Consider the following 18,016-nt stretch of genomic DNA (forward strand, 5'->3'; position numbering starts at 1 on the left):
TTTCCGTGCGGAGTTGTTGCCCCCCCGTGTGCTGATGACCCCACAGCGTGACGACAAGTCAGCTCGGACCGTCCGGCGGCCCCCCGCGGGGGCGTCCGGAGCCGGTGGCTCCGGTACCCGGAGGCGTGTCACTGGCGGGGGAGATTGGCTCCCGGGCGGCGGGCATTGGAGAATCGGGGGGCGCCGCCGCCGGGGGGCGCTGGCGGAAGGGGAGGTGGCTGCGGAGTGGACCAGCTGACGGCGCACGATCCGAGGCGGATCGGGCCCTTCGAAGTGCTGGCCCGGCTCGGCGCGGGCGGCATGGGCCTGGTGTACCTGGCCCGGTCGGCCTCGGGTCGGCGGGTGGCCATCAAGACCGTGCGCAGCGAGCTGGCCGAGGACAACCTGTTCCGGGTCCGCTTCGCCCGCGAGATCGCGGCCGCCAAGACGGTCGGCGGCTTCTACACCGCCGCCGTGGTGGACGCCGACGCCGACGCCGCCGTCCCCTGGCTGGCCACCGCGTACGTGCCCGCGCCCTCGCTGGAGGACCTGGTCGACGACTGCGGGCCGCTGCCCGCCGAAGCGGTGCGCTGGCTCACCGCCGGCATCGCCGAGGCGCTGCAGTCCATCCACGCGGCCGGCCTGGTGCACCGGGACCTCAAGCCGTCCAACGTGCTGGTGGTCGAGGACGGCCCCCGGGTGATCGACTTCGGCATCGCCGCCGGGGTCTCCAGCACCCGGCTCACCATGACCAACGTCGCGGTCGGCACCCCCGCCTACATGTCGCCCGAGCAGGCCCGCGACAGCCGCAGCGTCACCGGCGCCAGCGACGTGTTCTCGCTCGGCTCGCTGGTGGTCTTCTGCGCCACCGGGCACCCGCCGTACCGCGGCTCCAACCCGGTCGAGACGGTGTTCCAGCTGCTGCGCGACCAGCCGGACCTGTCCGGCCTGCCGGCCGAGCTGGTCGACCTGGTGCGGGCCTGCATGCGGCCCACCCCCGAGCACCGGCCGACGCCCGCCCAGATCCAGGCCGAGCTGGCCCCGCACCTGTTCTCCCGGGCCGACGCCTCCGGCGAGGCCGGGGACTGGCTGCCGCCCGCCGCGCTCGACCTGATCGAGGCCAAGCGCAGCAGCAGACGTCCCGTCAGCGCCCAGCAGCCCCCGGTCCGGCCGCAGCCGCCGGTGGTGCTGCCCGCCCAGCCGGCCGCGCCGCCGCCCCTTCCGGCCCCGGCCCCGGTCGGTCCGGCCGGCCCGGTGTCCGAGGCCGAGGTGGTCACCGAGCGGGTGCGCCCGCACCGGCGGCCGGTGATCGGCGGCCCGGGCGAGGGCGAGATCCGGCTGCCCGGCGCGCACGTGCCGATAGGGCCCGGGCCGCGGGCGGAGCCGGCCGCGCCCGCCGCCGCCCCGGCCGGCACCGACTGGGTGCGCCGCAGCTCCGCGCCGTCCGCCGCCCCGCCGCAGCCCGCGGCGCGCTGGCGGCCCTGGCGGTTCCGGATGTCCAACGACGTGTGGGGCACCCCGGTGGTCGCCGACGGCACGCTGTACGCCTCCAGCTTCGAGGTGCACGCGCTGGACATCGGCTCCGGCGAGCGCCGCTGGAAGACCCGGGACGTCGCCTGGGCGCTGGCCGTGGACGGCGGCCGGGTGCACGCCGCCGACGGCCCGCACCTGTACACGGTGGACGCCGCGGACGGCACCGAGCGCTGGCGGCACTCGCTGGACGGCTGGGTGTACTCGCTGGACGCCGCCGACGGCGTGCTGTGCTGCGGCGTGCGCGGCGGCGGCGTGCAGCTGCGCGCGGCGGCCACCGGCGCCGAGCTGTGGCGGGCCGACGACGCCCAGCAGGAGTACGAGAACCCGCAGTCCGGCCCGGCGCTGATCGCCGGTGCGGCCTACTACCAGGGCGGCGGCCGGCTGCACTGCGTGGACCCGCTGGGCGCCGGGGTGCGCTGGGCGGTGCCGCTGGGCGGCGAGGTCCCCTCCCGCCCGGTCGAGCACGCCGGGGTGCTGTACGTGACGTCCGGTCAGCGGGTGCACGCGCTGGACGCCGCCACCGGCGCCGAGCGCTGGCGGTTCGACGCGCCGGTGGTGCTGTTCACCCCGCCCGCGGTGGACGGCCGGGCGGTGTACGTCGCCGACTACCTCGGCACCCTGTACGCGCTGGACGCCGCGACCGGGCACGGCCTGTGGCGGGCCGCCACCGCCGCCCGCCAGGGCGCCGAGCCGGCCGTGGTCGCCGACGGGACGGTGCTGCTGGGCTCCGGCGACACCCTGTTCGCGTTCGAGGCGGCCGGCGGCCGGGAGCGCTGGCGCTACAGCACCCGGGGCGACCTGGTGGGCTCCCCGGCGGTCGCCGAGGGCCTGGTGCACCTGGGCAGCCGCGACCACTCGCTGCACACCCTGGAGCTGGCCACCGGCCGGCTGCGCTGGGAGCTGGGCACCAAGGGCGAGCTGACCGGCTCCCCGGTGGCGGTCGGCGGCCGGGTGTTCGTCGGCTCCAAGGACCGCTGCGTGTACGCGCTGGACTCCTTCTACGGCACGGCGGTGCCCCAGTAGCCGTAGCCGAGCGGATGCGGGGCCCGGGCCGGCCTACGGGTGGCGGTGCTGCCAGCCCGCCCAGGCCGAGGCGACCATCGAGCGGACGTCGTGCCGGGCGCTCCAGCCCAGCTCGCGGCGGATCAGCTCGGCGGAGGCCACCACCCGGGCCGGGTCGCCGGGGCGGCGGGGGGCCATCTCGGGGGCGATCCGGACGCCGGTGACCTCGGCGATCTCGGCGATCATCTCGCGGACCGAGGCGCCGCGGCCGGTGCCGATGTTGAGCGTCAGCCCGATCCGCTCGTCCGGCCCGGCCGCCTCCAGCCGGCGGACGGCGGCGACGTGCGCCGAGGCGACGTCCGAGACGTGGACGTAGTCGCGGACGCAGGTGCCGTCCGGGGTCGGGTAGTCGTCGCCGAAGACCAGCGGCGGCAGCCCGGCCGTCAGCCGCTGGAGGACCAGCGGGACCAGGTTGGCCGCGCCCGGGTCGGACAGTTCGGGGGCGGCGGCGCCCGCCACGTTGAAGTAGCGCAGGGAGACCGCGCAGAGGCCGTGCGCGGCGGCGCAGGCGTTCAGCAGCCACTCGCCGGCCAGCTTGGTCTCGCCGTACGGGTTGATCGGCAGGCAGGGGGTGGACTCGTCGACCAGGTCGACGTCCGGCATGCCGTAGACGGCGGCGGAGGAGGACAGCACCACCCGGCGCACGCCCGCGTCGACCGCGGCGGCCAGCACGGTGCGCAGGCCCTCCACGTTCTCGTGGTAGTAGTACAGCGGCCGCTCGACCGACTCGCCGACCTGCTTGCGGGCGGCCAGGTGCAGCACGCCGGTGACGCCGTGCCCGGCCAGGACGCGGTCCAGCAGCGGCCGGTCCAGCGTGGAGCCGGTCACCAGCGGGACGCCGGGCGGCAGGTGGGCGGCCGAGCCGCTGCTCAGGTCGTCCAGGACGACGGTGGGCACGCCGGCCGCGGCCAGCTCCCGGACGACGTGGCCGCCGATGTAGCCGGCCCCTCCCGTGATCAACCAGGTCATGGCCCTGATCCTAGAGGGCGCTTTTCGGCGCGCCCCGTGGTGTGTCGCTCAAGCATTCGGACATTCCGGTGAAATGCTGACAAAGCTCTGTCCAGCGACCGGAGGTGCCCGCCGTGCGCCCGAAGAAGGAACCGACCCGTCCGATCCCGGCCGGCCCCCGGCCCACGGGGCCCAAGCTGTGGCCGGGACCGGCGGCGGTGCTCGCTTCGGTCGGGCTGCTGGTGACCGGCTGTTCCAGCTCCGACGCCGGGTCCAGCTCCACCGCGGCGGCCGACAGCTCCTCGTCGGCGCCCGCCCCGTCCAGCAGCAACCAGCTGCAGCAGGACTACCAGCAGGTGATCTCCCAGGTGCTGCCCTCGGTGGTGCAGATCACCGCGGGGAACGGCCTCGGCTCCGGGATCGTCTTCGACGACAAGGGCGACATCGTCACCAACGCGCACGTGGTCGGCACCGCCACCACCTTCACCGTGACGCTGGCCAACAGCACCAAGCCGCTGGACGCCACCCTGGTCGGCAGCTACCCGGAGTCCGACCTCGCGGTGATCAAGCTGTCCGACGTGCCCGGCGGCCTCAGGCCGGCGGCCTTCGCGGACAGCTCCAAGGTCGCGGTCGGGCAGATCACGCTGGCCATGGGCAGCCCGCTCGGCCTGTCCAGCAGCGTCACCCAGGGCATCGTCTCGGCGGTCGGCCGGACGGTCAGCGAGCCGCAGTCGGCCGGCTCGCCCGGCGCCACCATCGGCAACATGGTGCAGACCTCGGCCGCGATCAACCCCGGCAACAGCGGCGGCGCGCTGGTCAACCTCTCCAGCCAGGTGATCGGGATCAACACGCTGACCGCCGTCGACCCCGAGCTGAACGGCTCGGCCGCGCCCGGCATCGGCTTCGCCATCCCGGCGGCCACCGTGACGAGCATCGCCAACCAGCTGATCAAGGACGGCAAGGTCACCAACTCCGGCCGGGCCGCGCTCGGGGTGACCGTCCGCCCGTACTTCGACTCCGACTTCCAGCCGGCCGGCGCGGCGGTGGTCACGGTGGTCGACAACGGACCGGCCGCCTCCGCCGGGCTGCAGGCCGGCGACGTGATCACCAAGGTCAACGACACCGCGATCAACGGCCCCTCCGCGCTGACCACCGCGCTGGCCTCGCTCAGCCCCGGCGACAAGGTCACCGTCGGCTACCAGCGGGACGGGCAGGGCAAGACCGCGGAGGTCACCCTCGGAACGCTCTAGCGTCCGACCGGCCCGGGCCCGGAGTGCCGTACCGCGCAAGGGAGGCGGCACTCCGGGCCCGTCCACGCCCGGGCCCCGGGCTCAGCCCTCCCGGCCGGCGCGGGTGCGCCAGGGCAGCTCGACCGTCACCGAGGTCGGGCCGTCCACCGGGCTCTCGACCACGAACACGCCGTCCACCGCCTCGGCGCGCTCGACCAGGCCGGCCAGCCCGCCGCCCGGGTGCACCCGGGCCCCGCCGCGGCCGTCGTCGCGGACCGTCAGCATCAGCCGGCCGTCCTGGCGCCAGACGTCCACCGAGGCGGTGCGGGCGCCGGAGTGCTTGGAGGCGTTGGTCAGCAGCTCGCTGACGGTGAAGTAGGCGATGCCCTCGACCGCGGAGTCCGGCCGCTCGCCGCCCAGCTCCACGTGCACCCGGACGCCGCCGGGCAGCGGGCAGCGGGCCGCGACCGAGGAGAGCGCCGCGTCCAGCCCCCGGTCGGTGAGCACCGCGGGGTGGATGCCGCGGGCCAGGTCGCGCAGCTCCCGCAGGGCCAGCTTGACCTCGCCGTGCGCCGCGTCGACCATCTGCCGCGCGGCCACCGGATCCTCCGTCAGCTTCTCCTTGGCCAGGCCCAGGTCCATCGCCAGGGCCACCAGCCGGGCCTGCGCGCCGTCGTGCAGGTCGCGCTCGATGCGGCGCAGGTCGGCCGCGGCGGTGTCGACCACCACGGCCCGGTCGTCCTCCAGCTCGCGGACCCGCTCGGCCAGCATGCCCGGCGCCAGCAGCGACTCCACCAGCAGCCGGGAGACCCAGCTGATCGCCCGCATCGCCCAGGGCAGCACCGGCCAGCCGACCACCAGCAGCACCAGCGTCAGCACGAAGCTGAGGACGCCCCAGATCAGCAGCGCCACGCAGTACAGCGCGGAGCGCCAGTTCAGCCCGTCGCCCAGGGCGGCCGTCACCCGGCCGGCCAGCCCGGCCCGGGACGGGCGCACCGGCTCCGGCTCGGGGACGGCGCTGCCCAGTTCGGCCCGGGCCCGGACCCGGGCCAACCGGCCGAACCAGCGGCAGCAGCCCAGCCCGAAGGCCAGCAGCGGCAGCCCGATCACCGTCACCGCCAGGCCGAGACCCGCGGTCAGCAGCACCGCCGTCACGGCGAACCCGGCCACTCCGACCGGGAGGTTCAGCAGTGCGTTGCGCACCTCCCGCCACAGCCGTGCCCCGTACAACGACGGGCGCTTCGCCTCGTCCTCCATGGTCGGCGCCCTCTCCTGGTGATCTCGCCGGTGCTCTGTCGATCACCAGCATCCCGGTCGGCGACCCCCTCCCGCCATGGTGCTGCACTCCCTCTCCTTCCGGGGGTTATCCCCACCCCCCGCCCCGCGCCCCGGTCCCGGACCGTCCGCGGGCGGAATTCCCCCGGTGTCCGGCGGAAGTCCACCGGCCGTCTTGCAGGACGGGCAGGTGGCGGGGTAAACGAGCGGTGCACATAGACTCCCGCGATAGCGATGGTTATGGACGGGCAAAGAAGAAGGGCGCAACCCATGGAGTGGCAGCCGCTCGCTGCCGATCCCGCCGCCGGCAGCGGCTACTTCGACGCCTACGCGGCGGTCGGCCTGCTGGCGGTCATCGGTGTCCTCTTCGTCACGGTGTCCTTCACCGCGAACCGGCTGCTGCGACCGGTGGTCGACACCCCCGAGAAGCTGCTCGCCTACGAGTGCGGGGTCGACCCGGTCGGCGAGGGCTGGGCGCACACCCAGGTCCGGTACTACGTCTACGCGTTCCTGTACGTGATCTTCGCGGTCGACGCGATCTACCTGTTCCCGTGGGCCACGGTGTTCTCCGCCGCCGGCTTCGGGGCGGCCACGCTGGTGGAGATGTTCGTCTTCATCGGCTTCCTCGCGGTCGGACTGCTCTACGCCTGGAAGAAGGGCGTCCTGGAATGGACGTGACGCACTCGCACGGGACGCCCGGCAACGGCCCCGTCCCGCTCGGCATCCCCGACCCGGCCCGCCCCGGCGGCGCCGTCGAGCGGCGCCGCCTCGGCCCGCTGGCCCGGCTCGCCCCGGACCCGGTCAAGGTGGTGCTCAACTGGGGCCGCCGTTACAGCCTCTGGTGCTTCAACTTCGGACTGGCCTGCTGCGCGATCGAGTTCATCGCCGCGTCGATGGCCAAGCACGACTTCATCCGGATGGGTGTCATCCCGTTCGCGCCCGGCCCCCGCCAGGCCGACCTGATGATCGTCTCGGGCACGGTCACCGACAAGATGGCCCCCGCGGTCAAGCGCCTGTACGAGCAGATGCCCGAGCCGAAGTACGTCATCTCCTTCGGGGCCTGCGCCAACTCCGGCGGCCCCTACTGGGACTCGTACTCCGTCACCAAGGGCGTCGACCAGATCATCCCGGTCGACGTCTACGTGCCCGGCTGCCCGCCCCGGCCCGAGGCGCTGCTCCAGGGCATCCTCAAGCTGCAGGAGAAGATCGCCGCCGAGGACGTCCCGCAGCGCTACGCCGCGCCCGCCGACGCGCTGCGCCGCCCGCTGCGGCCCGCGCCCGGGGAGGGGCAGCAGTGACCGACACTCCCGGCACCCCCGGCACGCCCGAGACGCCCGGCACCCCCGAGGCTCCCGAGCCGGCCGCCGCGCCCACGCCCGCCGCCGAGCCCACGCCCGCCGAGCGCACCGCCGCGGCCGTGGGGCCCTGGGCGACCGCCGCCGAGGCGTACGGCCTGCTCACCGTCGACGTGCCCGCCGAGCACTGGATCGAGGCGCTCACCGCCGCCCGCGACGTCCTCGGCCTGGCCTTCCTGGACTGGCTGAGCGCCGTCGACGACCTCGACCGGGGCTTCGCCGTCTGCGCGCACCTGGCCGCCGTCGGCGAGCCCGGCGTCGTGCGCCGGCTGCTGCTGCGCACCCGGGTGCCGCGGGAGGGGGCCGCGCTGCCGACCGCAGTCGGGGTGTACGCCGGTGCCGCCTGGCACGAGCGGGAGACCCTGGAGATGTTCGGCATCGAGTTCCCGGGCCACCCGCACCCCGTCACCCTGCTGCTGCCGGACGGCTTCGAGGGACACCCGCTGCGCAAGGACTTCGTGCTGGCCGCCCGGGTCGCCAAGGACTGGCCCGGCGCCAAGGAGCCCGGCGAGGCCGCCGACCACGGCGGCCCGGCCCGGCGCAAGATGCAGCCCGCCGGCGTCCCCGACCCGAACGAGTGGGGCCCGCTCAAAGGCACCCTCCCGCCGGTCGCCGAACGCCCCGCCCGCGGCGCGCGGGCCGGCGCGGCCGCCGGGGCCGACCGCCCGCGCCGCGCCCGCAGCGCGGAGGCCGGCTCCGCGAGCCAGGCCGCCCCGGCCGCCGGGGCCGCGCCCGACGCCGCCCCGCCGGTCCGCGCCGACCGGCCGCGCCGCACCCGCAGCGTCGGCGAGGGATCGGTCAGCCAGGCGGCCGGGACGCCCCCGGCCGAGCAGCCCGAGACCCCGCGCCGTACCGCGCGCACCCGGTCGTCCGACGCCCCGTGGCACGCGCCCGTCCCGGCGCACGACGAGCAGCCGGAGCCCGAGCGGTCCGACCGGCCCGAGCGACCCGGCCAGTCCGAGCAAGCGAAGCCCGAGCAACCGAAGCCCGAGCAAGCGAAGCCCGAACAGCCCACCGAGCAGCAGGACGGAGACGGCGCGTGAACCTCCTCGACACGCTGCTGCGCTGCGTCGGCACGCTGGTGGCGTTCCTGGTGCTGCCGCTGGTGGTCGGCCAGGCCGAGCACAAGGTGATGGCGCACATGCAGGGCCGGCTCGGCCCGATGTACGCGGGCGGGTTCCACGGCTGGGCGCAACTGGTCGCCGACGGCGTGAAGTTCGTCCAGAAGGAGAACATCGTCCCGGCCGGCGCCGACCGCAAGGTGTTCCAGCTCGCCCCGGCCGTCGCGCTGCTGCCGTACCTGCTGGTGCTGCTGGTGATCCCGGTCGGGCCGGACGGGATGGTCGGCCAGGTGGTCGACGCGGGCATCTTCTTCGTGCTGGCCGTGATGGGCGTCGGCGTGCTGGGCGCGCTGATGGCGGGCTGGGCGTCGGCCAACAAGTTCTCGCTGCTGGGCGCGCTGCGCACGGCCGCGCAGCTGATGTCGTACGAGCTGCCGATGCTGCTGGCCGCGGCCTCGGTGGCGATGGCGGCGGGCACGGTCTCGCTGCCCGGCATCGTGGACGCCTTCCACTGGTGGTGGGTGCCGTGGCAGCTGATCGGCGCGTTCGTGTTCTTCACGGCCGGCCTGGCCGAGCTGCAGCGCCCGCCGTTCGACATGCCGGTGGCCGACTCGGAGATCATCTTCGGCGCGTACACCGAGTACACCGGCCTGCGCTTCGCACTGTTCCTGCTCTCCGAGTACGCGGGCATCGTGGTGCTCTGCGGCCTGACCTCGGTGCTGTTCCTGGGCGGCTGGCACGGCCCGCTCGAAGACGACCTCGGCTGGCTGTGGACGCTGGTGAAGACCTTCGCGCTGGCCTTCGTGGTGCTCTGGCTGCGGGTCACCTACCCGCGCTTGCGCGAGGACCAGCTGATGCGCTTCGCGTGGACGGTGCTGATCCCGCTGGCGCTGGCCCAGCTCGCCCTGACCGGCATCATCAAGGTGGCGATCTCGTAATGGGAATTCCCGGCTCCGGCCTGGCCAAGGGCCTGGCCGTCACCATGCGCACGATGATGCGGAAGACCGTCACCGCGCAGTACCCCGACGTGCAGCCCGACCTGCCGCCGCGCACCCGCGGCGTGATCGCGCTGCTGGAGGAGAACTGCACGGTCTGCATGCTGTGCGCCCGCGAGTGCCCGGACTGGTGCATCTACATCGACTCCCACAAGGAGACGCTGCCCGCCGCAGACCCGAACGCCCGCGCCCGCACCCGCAACGTGCTGGACCGCTTCGCGATCGACTTCTCGCTCTGCATGTACTGCGGGATCTGCGTCGAGGTGTGCCCGTTCGACGCGCTGTTCTGGTCCCCGGAGTTCGAGTACGCCGAGACCGACATCCGCGAACTCACCCACGAGCGCGAGCGGCTGCGCGAGTGGATGTGGACCGTCCCGCCGCCGCCCGCGCACGACGCCGCGGCGGAGGAGCCCAAGGAGATCGCCATGGCCCGCAAGGCCGCCGACAAGCTGGCGGCCGCCGAGGCCGCTGCCGCCGCCGAAGCCGAGGAGAGTGGGGAGAGTTGAGCACCCTGCTGGCCGCGGCGGGCCCGCTGGAGCCCGCCGCGCGCTCGTACCTCTCGCCGACCGGGCAGGAGGTCGTCTTCCTGCTGGTCGGCGTGCTCGTGCTCGGCGCGGCCGTCGTCTCGGTGACGACCCGCCGGCTGGTGCACGCCGCGCTGTGGCTGGTGGTCGCGCTGGGCGGGCTCGCGGTCGAGTTCCTGCTGCTGACGGCCGAGTTCGTGGCCTGGGTGCAGGTGCTGGTGTACCTGGGCTCGGTGATCGTGCTGGTGCTGTTCGGCCTGATGCTGACCCGCGCCCCGATCGGCCGCTCCCCGGACGCCGACTCCGGCAACCGCCCGGCCGCGCTCGCGGTCGGCCTCGCCTCCGCCGCGACCCTGGTCACCCTGGTGGTCGACGCGTTCCGCTCGTCCTGGATCGACCTGTCCGGCGCGGCCGGCACCACCAGGGTGACCGGCGAGTACCTGTTCTCGCACTGGGTGCTGCCGTTCGAGGCGCTGTCGGTGCTGCTGCTGGCCGCCCTGATCGGCGCGATCGTGCTGTCCCGCACCCAGGGCGGCCGCGCCAGGCCCCGGGCCGGGAAGCTGCGCACCGCCCCGACGAAGCCGAAGGAGCGCTGAGGTGCACCTCGCCTACCCCGCCGTCCTCGCCGTGCTGCTGTTCAGCGTCGGCGTGTACGGCGTGCTCGCCCGGCGCAACGTCATCCTGGTGCTGATGTCGGTCGAGCTGATGCTCAACGCGGTCAACCTCAACCTGGTCGCCTTCGACGTCTGGCTGCGCGACACCCTGCACGCCGGACAGGCGCTGACCCTGTTCACCATCACCATCGCCGCCGCCGAGATCGGCCTCGGCCTGGCCATCGTGCTGCTGGTCTACCGCACCCGCCGCACCGCCGCCGTCGACGAGGTCACCGCGCTCGGCGACCGCCACGAGGCGGACGGCCAAGGGGCGGACGACCAGGGCGCGGACGACCACGAGGCAGCCGACGCTGCGAAGGAGCAGGCCGCCGCATGAACCTCGCGCTGCCGATCCTCGTCCCCGTGCTGCCCGCGCTCGGCGCGGCCGCCGGCCTGGCCACCGGCCGCCGGTACCCCGGTCTGGCCCGCCCGCTGGCGGTGCTGCCGGTCGCGGTCTCCGCCGTGCTGGCCCTGGTCACCGCCCTGCAACTGGGCACCGGCGCCACCCTGGACGCCGGCACCCGGCTCGCCCCCACCGGCGGCCCCGACCTCTCGCTCGCCCTGCACCTGGACGGCTTCTCCTCGGTGATCTCGGTGCTGGTCGGCCTGGTCGCCACCTGCGTGCAGGTCTACTCGACGGCGTACCTGAAGGACGACCCGCGCTACCCCTCGTACGCGGCCCTGGTCTCGCTGTTCACCGCCGCGATGTTCCTGGTCGTCTACTCCGGCGACCTGATCGTGCTGCTGGTCGGCTGGGAGGTGATGGGCATCTGCTCGTACTTCCTGATCGGCCACGACTGGGAGGGCGCCGACGCCCGCACCGCCTCGCTGAAGGCCTTCCTGGTCACCAAGCTCGGCGACGTGCCGTTCCTGTTCGGCCTGTTCCTGCTCGGCGCGGACGCCGGCAGCTTCCGGATCACCGAGGTGCTGCGCACCGCCGCCGACGGCGGGCTGCACCACCCCACCCTGATCGCCCTGCTGCTGCTCGCGGGCGTCGCCGGCAAGAGCGCCCAGTTCCCGCTGCACACCTGGCTCCCGGACGCGATGGCCGGCCCGACGCCGGTGTCCGCGCTGATCCACGCCGCCACCATGGTCGCGGCCGGCGTCTACCTGGTCGCCCGGCTGCTGCCGGTCTTCCTGCTGTCCTCCGCCGCGCTGCTGGTGCTGGCCGCGATGGCCGCCGTCACCATGGTCGGCTCCGCGCTGTGCGCCCTCGCCCAGGACGACCTCAAGCGCGTGCTGGCCTACTCGACGGTCGGCCAGCTCGGCTACATGACCGGCGCGCTGGCCTCCGGCGACCGGCAGGCCGCGGTGTTCCACCTGGTCGCGCACGGCGCGTTCAAGGCGTTGCTGTTCCTCACCGCCGGCGTGGTCATCCACGCCGCGCACACCAACTCGATCAGTGCCATGTCACGGATCGACGGCCTGCGCCGCCGCGTCCCCGACGCCTACTGGACGATGGGACTCGGCCTGGCCGCCCTGATCGGCCTGCCGCCGTTCGCGGGCTTCTTCTCCAAGGAGTCCGTGCTCACCGCGGCCGAGCACGCCGCCCGGGGCGAGGCGCTCACCGGCCACCTCGGCCCGGCCTCGGCCGTCCCCGCCGCCGCGGGCTGGACGGTCCTGGTGGCCGGCCTGCTCACCGCGCTGCTCACCGCCGCCTACGCCACCCGGCTCTGGCTGGTCGCCTTCCACGCCCGGCCGGTCGCGGCCGCCCCCGCCGACGCCCCGTACTCCCCGGAGCCCGACGAGGCCGACCCGGCGCACGCCGAACCCGGCGCGATGCGCTGGCCGCTGTGGGTGCTGGCCGTGCCCACCCTGGGCTTCGGCCTGCTCGGGCTGCGCACCGACTGGCTGCCCGCCCTGCTCGACGGCGAGCCGCTGCGCCCCGCCGTCGCCACCGTGGCGCTCGGCCTCGGCGCCGCGCTGGCCGGCATCCTGATCGCCTACGCCGCCTGGCGCCGGGCCGGTGCCCGCACCGCCGCCGGACAGCCCGCCGCCGACCCGGGACGCCTGCTGCTCGGCCCGGCGTACGGGCCCGCCCAGCACGGCTTCGGCGTCGACCGGCTCTACAGCGCCCTGTTCGTCCGGCCCACCGGGGCCGCCGCCCGGCTGGTCCGCTTCCTGGACCGCGCCGTGGTCGAGACGTACGTGCGCGGCGCCGGCGCGGCCCCCGGCTGGCTCGGCCGCGCCGTGCGCTTCGCCCAGACCGGCAACGCCCAGGGCTACCTGAGCGCGCTGCTGGCCGGGGCCGTCCTGCTCGCCGTCCTGGTGGCGGTCGGCTCATGACACGTCATCCCGTGGCGCGGCACCTCGTGACGCGTCACCGTCTCCCCGTCCCGGCACGCCCTTGGAGCCCCCGATGAACGCGGTCCTCATCGCACTCCTGGCCCTGCCGCTGCTCGGCGCCGCCCTGATGCTCGCCCCGATCGGCGACGAGCGGGCACTGCGCCTCGGCACCGCCGTCACCGGCGGCACCCTGCTGCTGTCGATCGCGCTCGCCGCGGGCTTCGACCACGACGACCCCGGCCGGATGCAGGCCGTCACCGACGTCTCCTGGATCCCCGCGCTGGACGTCCGCCTGCACCTGGGCACCGACGGCATCTCGCTGCCGCTGCTGGTGCTCACCGCCCTGCTGACCTTCCTGTGCGCGCTCTACTCGGTGAGGAAGCTCCCCGCCGGGCCGGGCGGCCGCGCCTTCACCGGCCTGCTGCTCCTGCTGGAGACCGGCATGCTGGCCACCTTCGCGGTGCTCGACCTGGTGCTGTTCTTCCTGGCCTTCGAGATCGTGCTGATCCCGATGTACTTCCTGATCGCGCGCTGGGGCAGCGGGCGGAAGGTCGCGGCCGCCAACCGGTTCATCCTGTACACCCTGCTCGGCTCCGCCGTGATGCTGCTCGGCTTCCTGCTGATCGGCGTCGAGGCCGGCACCTTCGACATGGTGAAGCTCGCCGACGCGCACGGCGGCGGCCTGTCCCACACCACCCAGCTGATCGCCGCGCTCGCCGTCCTGGTCGGCCTCGCCGTGAAGGCCCCCGCCTGGCCGCTGCACTCCTGGCTGCCCGACGCGCACACCGCCGCCCCCACCGCCGGATCGGTCCTGCTGGCCGGCGTGATGCTCAAGATGGGCACCTACGGCCTGGTCCGCGTCCTGCTGCCGATCGTCCCCGACGGCACCGCGACCTTCGCCCCCTACCTGGGCGCGTTCGCCGCCGTCGGCATCGTCTACGGCTCGCTCGCCTGCCTGGCCCTGGCCCGGCCCGGCGCCAAGGGCGACCTGAAGCGGCTGATCGCGTACTCCTCGGTCGGCCACATGGGCTTCGTGCTGCTCGGCATCGCCTCGCTCACCCCGGCCGGCCTGAACGGCGCGCTGTTCGCCAACATCGCGCACGGCCTGATCACCGGCCTGCTGTTCTTCGTGGTCGGCGCCGTCAAGGACCGCTACGGCACCGCCGACCTCGACACCCTCTCCGGGGCCACCGGCGCCGCCCTCTACGGCCGCACCCCCCGGATCGGCGCCCTGCTCGCCTTCGCCGCCGTCGCCAGCCTCGGCCTGCCCGGACTGGCCGGCTTCTGGGGCGAACTGCTCGCCATGTACGGCGCGTTCGACCCGGCCGCCGGGCTCTCCCGGCCCGCGTTCGTCACCTACATGGCGCTGGCCGGCCTCGGCACCCTGCTCACCGCCGCCTACCTGCTGGTCGTGGTCAAGCGCGTCTGCATGGGCGACCCGAAGCAGCCCGCCCCGGTCGGCGACCTGCCCGACCTCCAGGGCCACGAGGCCGCCAGCTGGACGCCGCTCGCCGCGCTCACCCTGCTCGCGGGCCTGTGGCCGGCCCTGCTCCTCAGCCTCTCCGACCCGGCCGTCAAGAACCTCCTCGGAGGCGGCTGATGACCACCGCTCACGACCTGGGGCAGCCCTTCATGACTCCGCTCGCCGTCGCCGACCCGGGCGGCCTGATCCAGTCCGTCGACTGGGTGGCCGTCGCCCCGCCGCTGATCGCCGCGCTCGCCGCCCTCGCCGTCCTGGTCGCCGACCTGTTCCTGCCCGAGGCTCGCAAGCGCCTGCTGGGGTGGCTGAGCGCGGCCGGACTGCTCGCCGCGCTGGCCGCGCTGATCCCGCTGGTCGGCGACGCCCGCTCCACCTTCTGCTTCACGGGCCCCGCCGGCGGCTGCTCCTACACCGCCGACCACTTCGCGCTCGCCTTCCAGCTGCTCGCCCTCGGCGGCGCGCTGCTGACCGTGCTGCTCTCCCTGCACACCGTCGACGGGGCCGCACCGAACAGCGGCTCCGCCGCGGGGCTCCCCGGCGGCGAGTACTGGTTCCTGCTGCTCTCCTCCGCCTGCGGCGCCGCCCTGCTGCCCGCCGCCCGCGACCTCGCCACCCTGGTGATCGCCCTGGAGGTCGCCACCCTGCCCGGGTTCGCCCTGGTCGGCCTGCGCCGGGACGGCCGGGGCGCGGAGAGCGCGCTCAAGTTCTTCCTCTCCTCGGTCACCGCGACCGCCGTGATGCTGCTCGGCGTCAGCTTCGTCTACGCCGCCGCCGGGACGGTCCAGCTCCAGGGCATCGCCGACGGACTGGCCCACGCCCCCGGCCAGTTGAAGCCGCTCGCGGAGGCCGGCGCGGTGCTCACCCTGGTCGGCTTCGCGTTCAAGACCGCCGCCGTCCCGTTCCACTTCTGGGTCCCCGACACGTACGTCGGCGCCCCGCTCCCGGTGGCCGGCTACCTCTCGGTGGTCGGGAAGGCGGCCGGCCTGTCCGGCCTCGCCCTGGTCACCACGCTGGCCTTCCGCCCGTACGGCCACACCTGGGGCCTGGTGCTGGCGGTGCTCGCCGCGCTCACCATGACGGCCGGCAACACGGCCGCGCTGCGCCAGCGCGCCGACACCCCGCACGGGGCGGTCCGGCTGCTGGCCTGGTCCTCGGTCGGCCAGGCCGGCTACCTGCTGGTGCCGCTGGCCGCCGCCGGGTACGCCGACTCGGCCGAGCCGCTGGGCGCGACCGTGGCGTACGCGCTGATCTACGGCCTGGTGAACCTGGGCGCGTTCGGCGTGGTCGCGCTGGTCGGCGGCTCCGGCCGGCTGGACGGCTTCCGCGGCCTGGCCGGGCGCAACCGGTGGGCGGCGTTCGCGCTGGCGTTCTTCCTGCTCTGCCTGGCCGGCCTGCCGCCGGGCGTGGTCGGCCTGTTCGGCAAGGTCGTGGTCTTCCGCTCGGCGGTGGACGCGGGCCTGGGCTGGCTGGCCGTGGTGATGGCGGTGAACGTGGTGATCGCGCTCGCCTACTACCTGAAGTGGACCGCCCTGCTGTTCGCCCCGTCCGCCGGGGAGGCCGGGGAGGCCGGAGAGGCCGGGGAGCCGGCCGCGACGCGCCGGACCCCGGCCGGGCTGGGGGCCGCGCTGGGCCTGGCGGCGGCCGGTGCGGCGGTGCTCTCGGTGGCTCCGCAACTGGTGCTGCGGGTGGTGTCGGGCAGCCTGTTCTGAACCGTGGTCGAATGCCGGGGGGAACGAACCGCCGGGCGCGGCGCGTTGATCCCGGCAGAGGGAAGCGGCTCCGCGGCTTCCACCCGCACCACAGGAGGGCCCCGCAGTGCACAGCCACCACAACGGATTGCGGACGGCCGTCCTGCTGGGCGGCCTCTCCGCGCTGATCCTGGTGATCGGCGGTTTCTTCGGCCGCACCGGCCTGCTGGTGGCCCTGCTGATCGCGGTCGGCACCAACGCCTACGCGTACTGGAACAGCGACAAGCTGGCGCTGCGCGCGATGCGGGCCCGCCCGGTCAGCGAGATCGAGGCACCGCAGCTGTACCGGATCGTCCGCGAGCTCTCCACCTCGGCCCGCCAGCCGATGCCCCGGCTGTACATCTCGCCCACGCCCGCGCCGAACGCCTTCGCCACCGGCCGCAACCCGCGCAACGCGGCGGTCTGCTGCACCGACGGCATCCTGCAACTGCTGGACGAGCGCGAGCTGCGCGGCGTCCTGGGCCACGAGCTGAGCCACGTCTACAACCGGGACATCCTGATCTCCTCGGTGGCCGGGGCGCTCGCCTCGGTGGTGATGTTCCTGGTCAACTTCGCCTGGCTGATCCCGATCGGGCGCTCGGACGACGACGACGGCCCGGGCCTGGTCGGCATGCTGGCGATCATGATCCTGGGGCCGGTCGCCGCCGGTCTGATCCAGCTGGCCGTCAGCCGCTCCCGCGAGTACCAGGCCGACGCCGACGGCGCCCGGATCACCGGGGACCCGCTCGCCCTGGCCAGTGCCCTGCGCAAGCTGGACGCCGGCACCCAGCGGCTGCCGCTGCCGCCCGAGCCGCAGCTCCGGACCGCCAGCCACATGATGATCGCCAGCCCGTTCCGGGCCGGTGAGCGCGGCACGAAGTTCTTCTCCACCCACCCGCCGATGCACGAGCGGATCGCCCGGCTGGAGCGGATGGCCGGGCACTGACCGGCCGGCGTGACCGGCTGACCCCTTCGGGCGACCGCCCGGCGAGCGTCCGCCGACCGCACCCGCACCGCTGGTAGGGCTGAACGCACTGACCAGTCCTAGGCCGGAGGTGCGGTGCGGTGACCATGCTGCCGAGCGATGCCGAACTGGAGCCGTCCGGTCCGCCAGTACCGCAGCCGCCGCCGCGCCGCCGCTTCGGCCGGGCCTCCCGCCCGCGCCGGGGCCGGGCGCTGGTGGTGTGGCTGACCACCACCGACCACAAGCAGATCGGCACCCTCTACCTGGCGACCTCGTTCGCGTTCTTCCTGCTCGGCGGGGTGCTGGCGCTGGTGATGCGGGCCGAGCTGGCCCGTCCGGGGACGCAGATCCTCTCCAACGAGCAGTTCAACCAGGCGTTCACCATGCACGGCACGATCATGCTGCTGATGTTCGCCGCTGAACGACGCGGTGCACTCGCCGGGCGTCGGCGCCGACATGTGGATCATGGGGCTGGCCTTCTCCGGGTTCGGCACGATCCTCGGCTCGGTCAACTTCATCACCACCGTGGTCTGCCTGCGGGCGCCCGGCATGACGATGTTCCGGATGTCGATCTTCACCTGGAACGTGGTGCTGACCTCGGTCCTGGTGCTGATGGCCTTCCCGGTGCTCGCGGCCGCGCTGCTCTGCCTGGAGGCGGACCGGAAGTTCGGCGCGCACGTCTTCGACCCGGCCAACGGCGGGCCGATCCTGTGGCAGCACCTGTTCTGGTTCTTCGGCCACCCCGAGGTGTACATCATCGCGCTGCCGTTCTTCGGCATCGTCACCGAGATCCTGCCGGTGTTCTCCCGCAAGCCGGTGTTCGGCTACTCGGGCCTGATCGCCGCCACCATCGCCATCGCGGGCCTGTCGGTCACCGTCTGGGCGCACCACATGTTCGTCACCGGGCAGGTGCTGCTGCCGTTCTTCTCGTTCATGACCTTCCTG

At 74.4% G+C, this 18,016-nt stretch carries 15 protein-coding genes and 1 pseudogene; 14 read left to right on the plus strand and 2 right to left on the minus strand.

Annotated elements, in window-relative coordinates; all coding sequences use genetic code 11:
* Positions 1-225: 225 nt before the first annotated feature.
* Complete coding sequence (locus OO48_RS29275; RefSeq protein ID WP_033221728.1) at positions 226-2,535, plus strand: serine/threonine-protein kinase; 2,310 nt, start codon at positions 226-228, stop codon at positions 2,533-2,535.
* 33 nt (positions 2,536-2,568) lie between these two features.
* Here OO48_RS29275 and galE read toward each other — a convergent pair whose 3' ends face one another.
* Positions 2,569-3,543 carry a UDP-glucose 4-epimerase GalE gene (galE, locus tag OO48_RS29280; RefSeq protein ID WP_033221730.1) on the minus strand — a complete coding sequence of 325 codons (975 nt, stop codon included), beginning with the start codon at positions 3,541-3,543 and terminating at the stop codon, positions 2,569-2,571.
* Between the two features lie 197 nt (positions 3,544-3,740).
* Here galE and OO48_RS29285 point away from each other — a divergent pair, with 197 nt between their 5' ends.
* Positions 3,741-4,772 carry a S1C family serine protease gene (locus OO48_RS29285; RefSeq protein ID WP_245194853.1) on the plus strand — a complete coding sequence of 344 codons (1,032 nt, stop codon included), beginning with the start codon at positions 3,741-3,743 and terminating at the stop codon, positions 4,770-4,772.
* Between the two features lie 81 nt (positions 4,773-4,853).
* On the opposite strand, the gene OO48_RS29290 is transcribed toward OO48_RS29285, so the two are convergent.
* Positions 4,854-6,008: a sensor histidine kinase gene (locus OO48_RS29290; protein WP_033221732.1), complete on the minus strand. Its 1,155-nt coding sequence runs from the start codon at positions 6,006-6,008 to the stop codon at positions 4,854-4,856.
* Between the two features lie 288 nt (positions 6,009-6,296).
* On the opposite strand from OO48_RS29290, the gene OO48_RS29295 reads away from it, so the two are divergent.
* From OO48_RS29295 to OO48_RS34630, 12 genes and pseudogenes are all read left to right on the plus strand, one after another.
* Complete coding sequence (locus OO48_RS29295) at positions 6,297-6,704, plus strand: NADH-quinone oxidoreductase subunit A (protein ID WP_033221734.1); 408 nt, start codon at positions 6,297-6,299, stop codon at positions 6,702-6,704.
* Complete coding sequence (locus OO48_RS29300; protein WP_033221737.1) at positions 6,695-7,324, plus strand: NADH-quinone oxidoreductase subunit B; 630 nt, start codon at positions 6,695-6,697, stop codon at positions 7,322-7,324. Before OO48_RS29295 ends, OO48_RS29300 begins: the two co-directional genes overlap by 10 nt.
* Positions 7,321-8,424 carry an NADH-quinone oxidoreductase subunit C gene (locus tag OO48_RS29305; protein WP_033221739.1) on the plus strand — a complete coding sequence of 368 codons (1,104 nt, stop codon included), beginning with the start codon at positions 7,321-7,323 and terminating at the stop codon, positions 8,422-8,424. Before OO48_RS29300 ends, OO48_RS29305 begins: the two co-directional genes overlap by 4 nt.
* Positions 8,421-9,380 carry an NADH-quinone oxidoreductase subunit NuoH gene (gene nuoH / locus OO48_RS29310; RefSeq protein ID WP_033221740.1) on the plus strand — a complete coding sequence of 320 codons (960 nt, stop codon included), beginning with the start codon at positions 8,421-8,423 and terminating at the stop codon, positions 9,378-9,380. Before OO48_RS29305 ends, nuoH begins: the two co-directional genes overlap by 4 nt.
* Positions 9,380-9,943, plus strand: coding sequence for a NuoI/complex I 23 kDa subunit family protein (locus OO48_RS29315; protein ID WP_033221743.1), 564 nt, complete (start codon positions 9,380-9,382; stop codon positions 9,941-9,943). The genes nuoH and OO48_RS29315 overlap by 1 nt, the downstream gene beginning before the upstream one ends.
* Complete coding sequence (locus OO48_RS29320; protein ID WP_051733066.1) at positions 9,940-10,557, plus strand: NADH-quinone oxidoreductase subunit J family protein; 618 nt, start codon at positions 9,940-9,942, stop codon at positions 10,555-10,557. Before OO48_RS29315 ends, OO48_RS29320 begins: the two co-directional genes overlap by 4 nt.
* Before the next feature lies 1 nt (position 10,558).
* Complete coding sequence (nuoK, locus tag OO48_RS29325; protein WP_033221744.1) at positions 10,559-10,951, plus strand: NADH-quinone oxidoreductase subunit NuoK; 393 nt, start codon at positions 10,559-10,561, stop codon at positions 10,949-10,951.
* Positions 10,948-12,900 (plus strand): NADH-quinone oxidoreductase subunit 5 family protein, encoded by a 1,953-nt coding sequence (locus OO48_RS29330; RefSeq protein ID WP_033221746.1) that lies wholly within the window; start codon positions 10,948-10,950, stop codon positions 12,898-12,900. Before nuoK ends, OO48_RS29330 begins: the two co-directional genes overlap by 4 nt.
* A gap of 73 nt (positions 12,901-12,973) precedes the next feature.
* Positions 12,974-14,500 (plus strand): complex I subunit 4 family protein, encoded by a 1,527-nt coding sequence (locus OO48_RS29335; protein WP_033221747.1) that lies wholly within the window; start codon positions 12,974-12,976, stop codon positions 14,498-14,500.
* Between the two features lie 32 nt (positions 14,501-14,532).
* Positions 14,533-16,089 carry an NADH-quinone oxidoreductase subunit N gene (locus OO48_RS29340; RefSeq protein ID WP_033221754.1) on the plus strand — a complete coding sequence of 519 codons (1,557 nt, stop codon included), beginning with the start codon at positions 14,533-14,535 and terminating at the stop codon, positions 16,087-16,089.
* A gap of 106 nt (positions 16,090-16,195) precedes the next feature.
* Positions 16,196-17,053: a zinc metalloprotease HtpX gene (gene htpX, locus OO48_RS29345; protein WP_033221749.1), complete on the plus strand. Its 858-nt coding sequence runs from the start codon at positions 16,196-16,198 to the stop codon at positions 17,051-17,053.
* Positions 17,054-17,178: 125 nt separating this feature from the next.
* Positions 17,179-18,016, plus strand: a pseudogene (locus tag OO48_RS34630) (cytochrome c oxidase subunit I); the annotation flags it as partial.

Origin of the sequence: Kitasatospora phosalacinea, from assembly GCF_000716545.1 — a bacterium.
In the GTDB taxonomy this organism is placed as follows: domain Bacteria; phylum Actinomycetota; class Actinomycetes; order Streptomycetales; family Streptomycetaceae; genus Kitasatospora; species Kitasatospora phosalacinea.

What these genes read in the sequence shown, in the direction of transcription:
- galE (WP_033221730.1), bottom strand. Translation starts at nt 3,543, where the DNA reads ATGACCTGGTTGATCACGGGAGGGGCCGGCTACATCGGCGGCCACGTC.
- OO48_RS29290 (WP_033221732.1), bottom strand. Translation starts at nt 6,008, where the DNA reads ATGGAGGACGAGGCGAAGCGCCCGTCGTTGTACGGGGCACGGCTGTGG.
- OO48_RS29295 (WP_033221734.1), top strand. Translation starts at nt 6,297, where the DNA reads ATGGAGTGGCAGCCGCTCGCTGCCGATCCCGCCGCCGGCAGCGGCTAC.
- OO48_RS29300 (WP_033221737.1), top strand. Translation starts at nt 6,695, where the DNA reads ATGGACGTGACGCACTCGCACGGGACGCCCGGCAACGGCCCCGTCCCG.
- OO48_RS29315 (WP_033221743.1), top strand. Translation starts at nt 9,380, where the DNA reads ATGGGAATTCCCGGCTCCGGCCTGGCCAAGGGCCTGGCCGTCACCATG.
- OO48_RS29330 (WP_033221746.1), top strand. Translation starts at nt 10,948, where the DNA reads ATGAACCTCGCGCTGCCGATCCTCGTCCCCGTGCTGCCCGCGCTCGGC.
- OO48_RS29335 (WP_033221747.1), top strand. Translation starts at nt 12,974, where the DNA reads ATGAACGCGGTCCTCATCGCACTCCTGGCCCTGCCGCTGCTCGGCGCC.
- OO48_RS29340 (WP_033221754.1), top strand. Translation starts at nt 14,533, where the DNA reads ATGACTCCGCTCGCCGTCGCCGACCCGGGCGGCCTGATCCAGTCCGTC.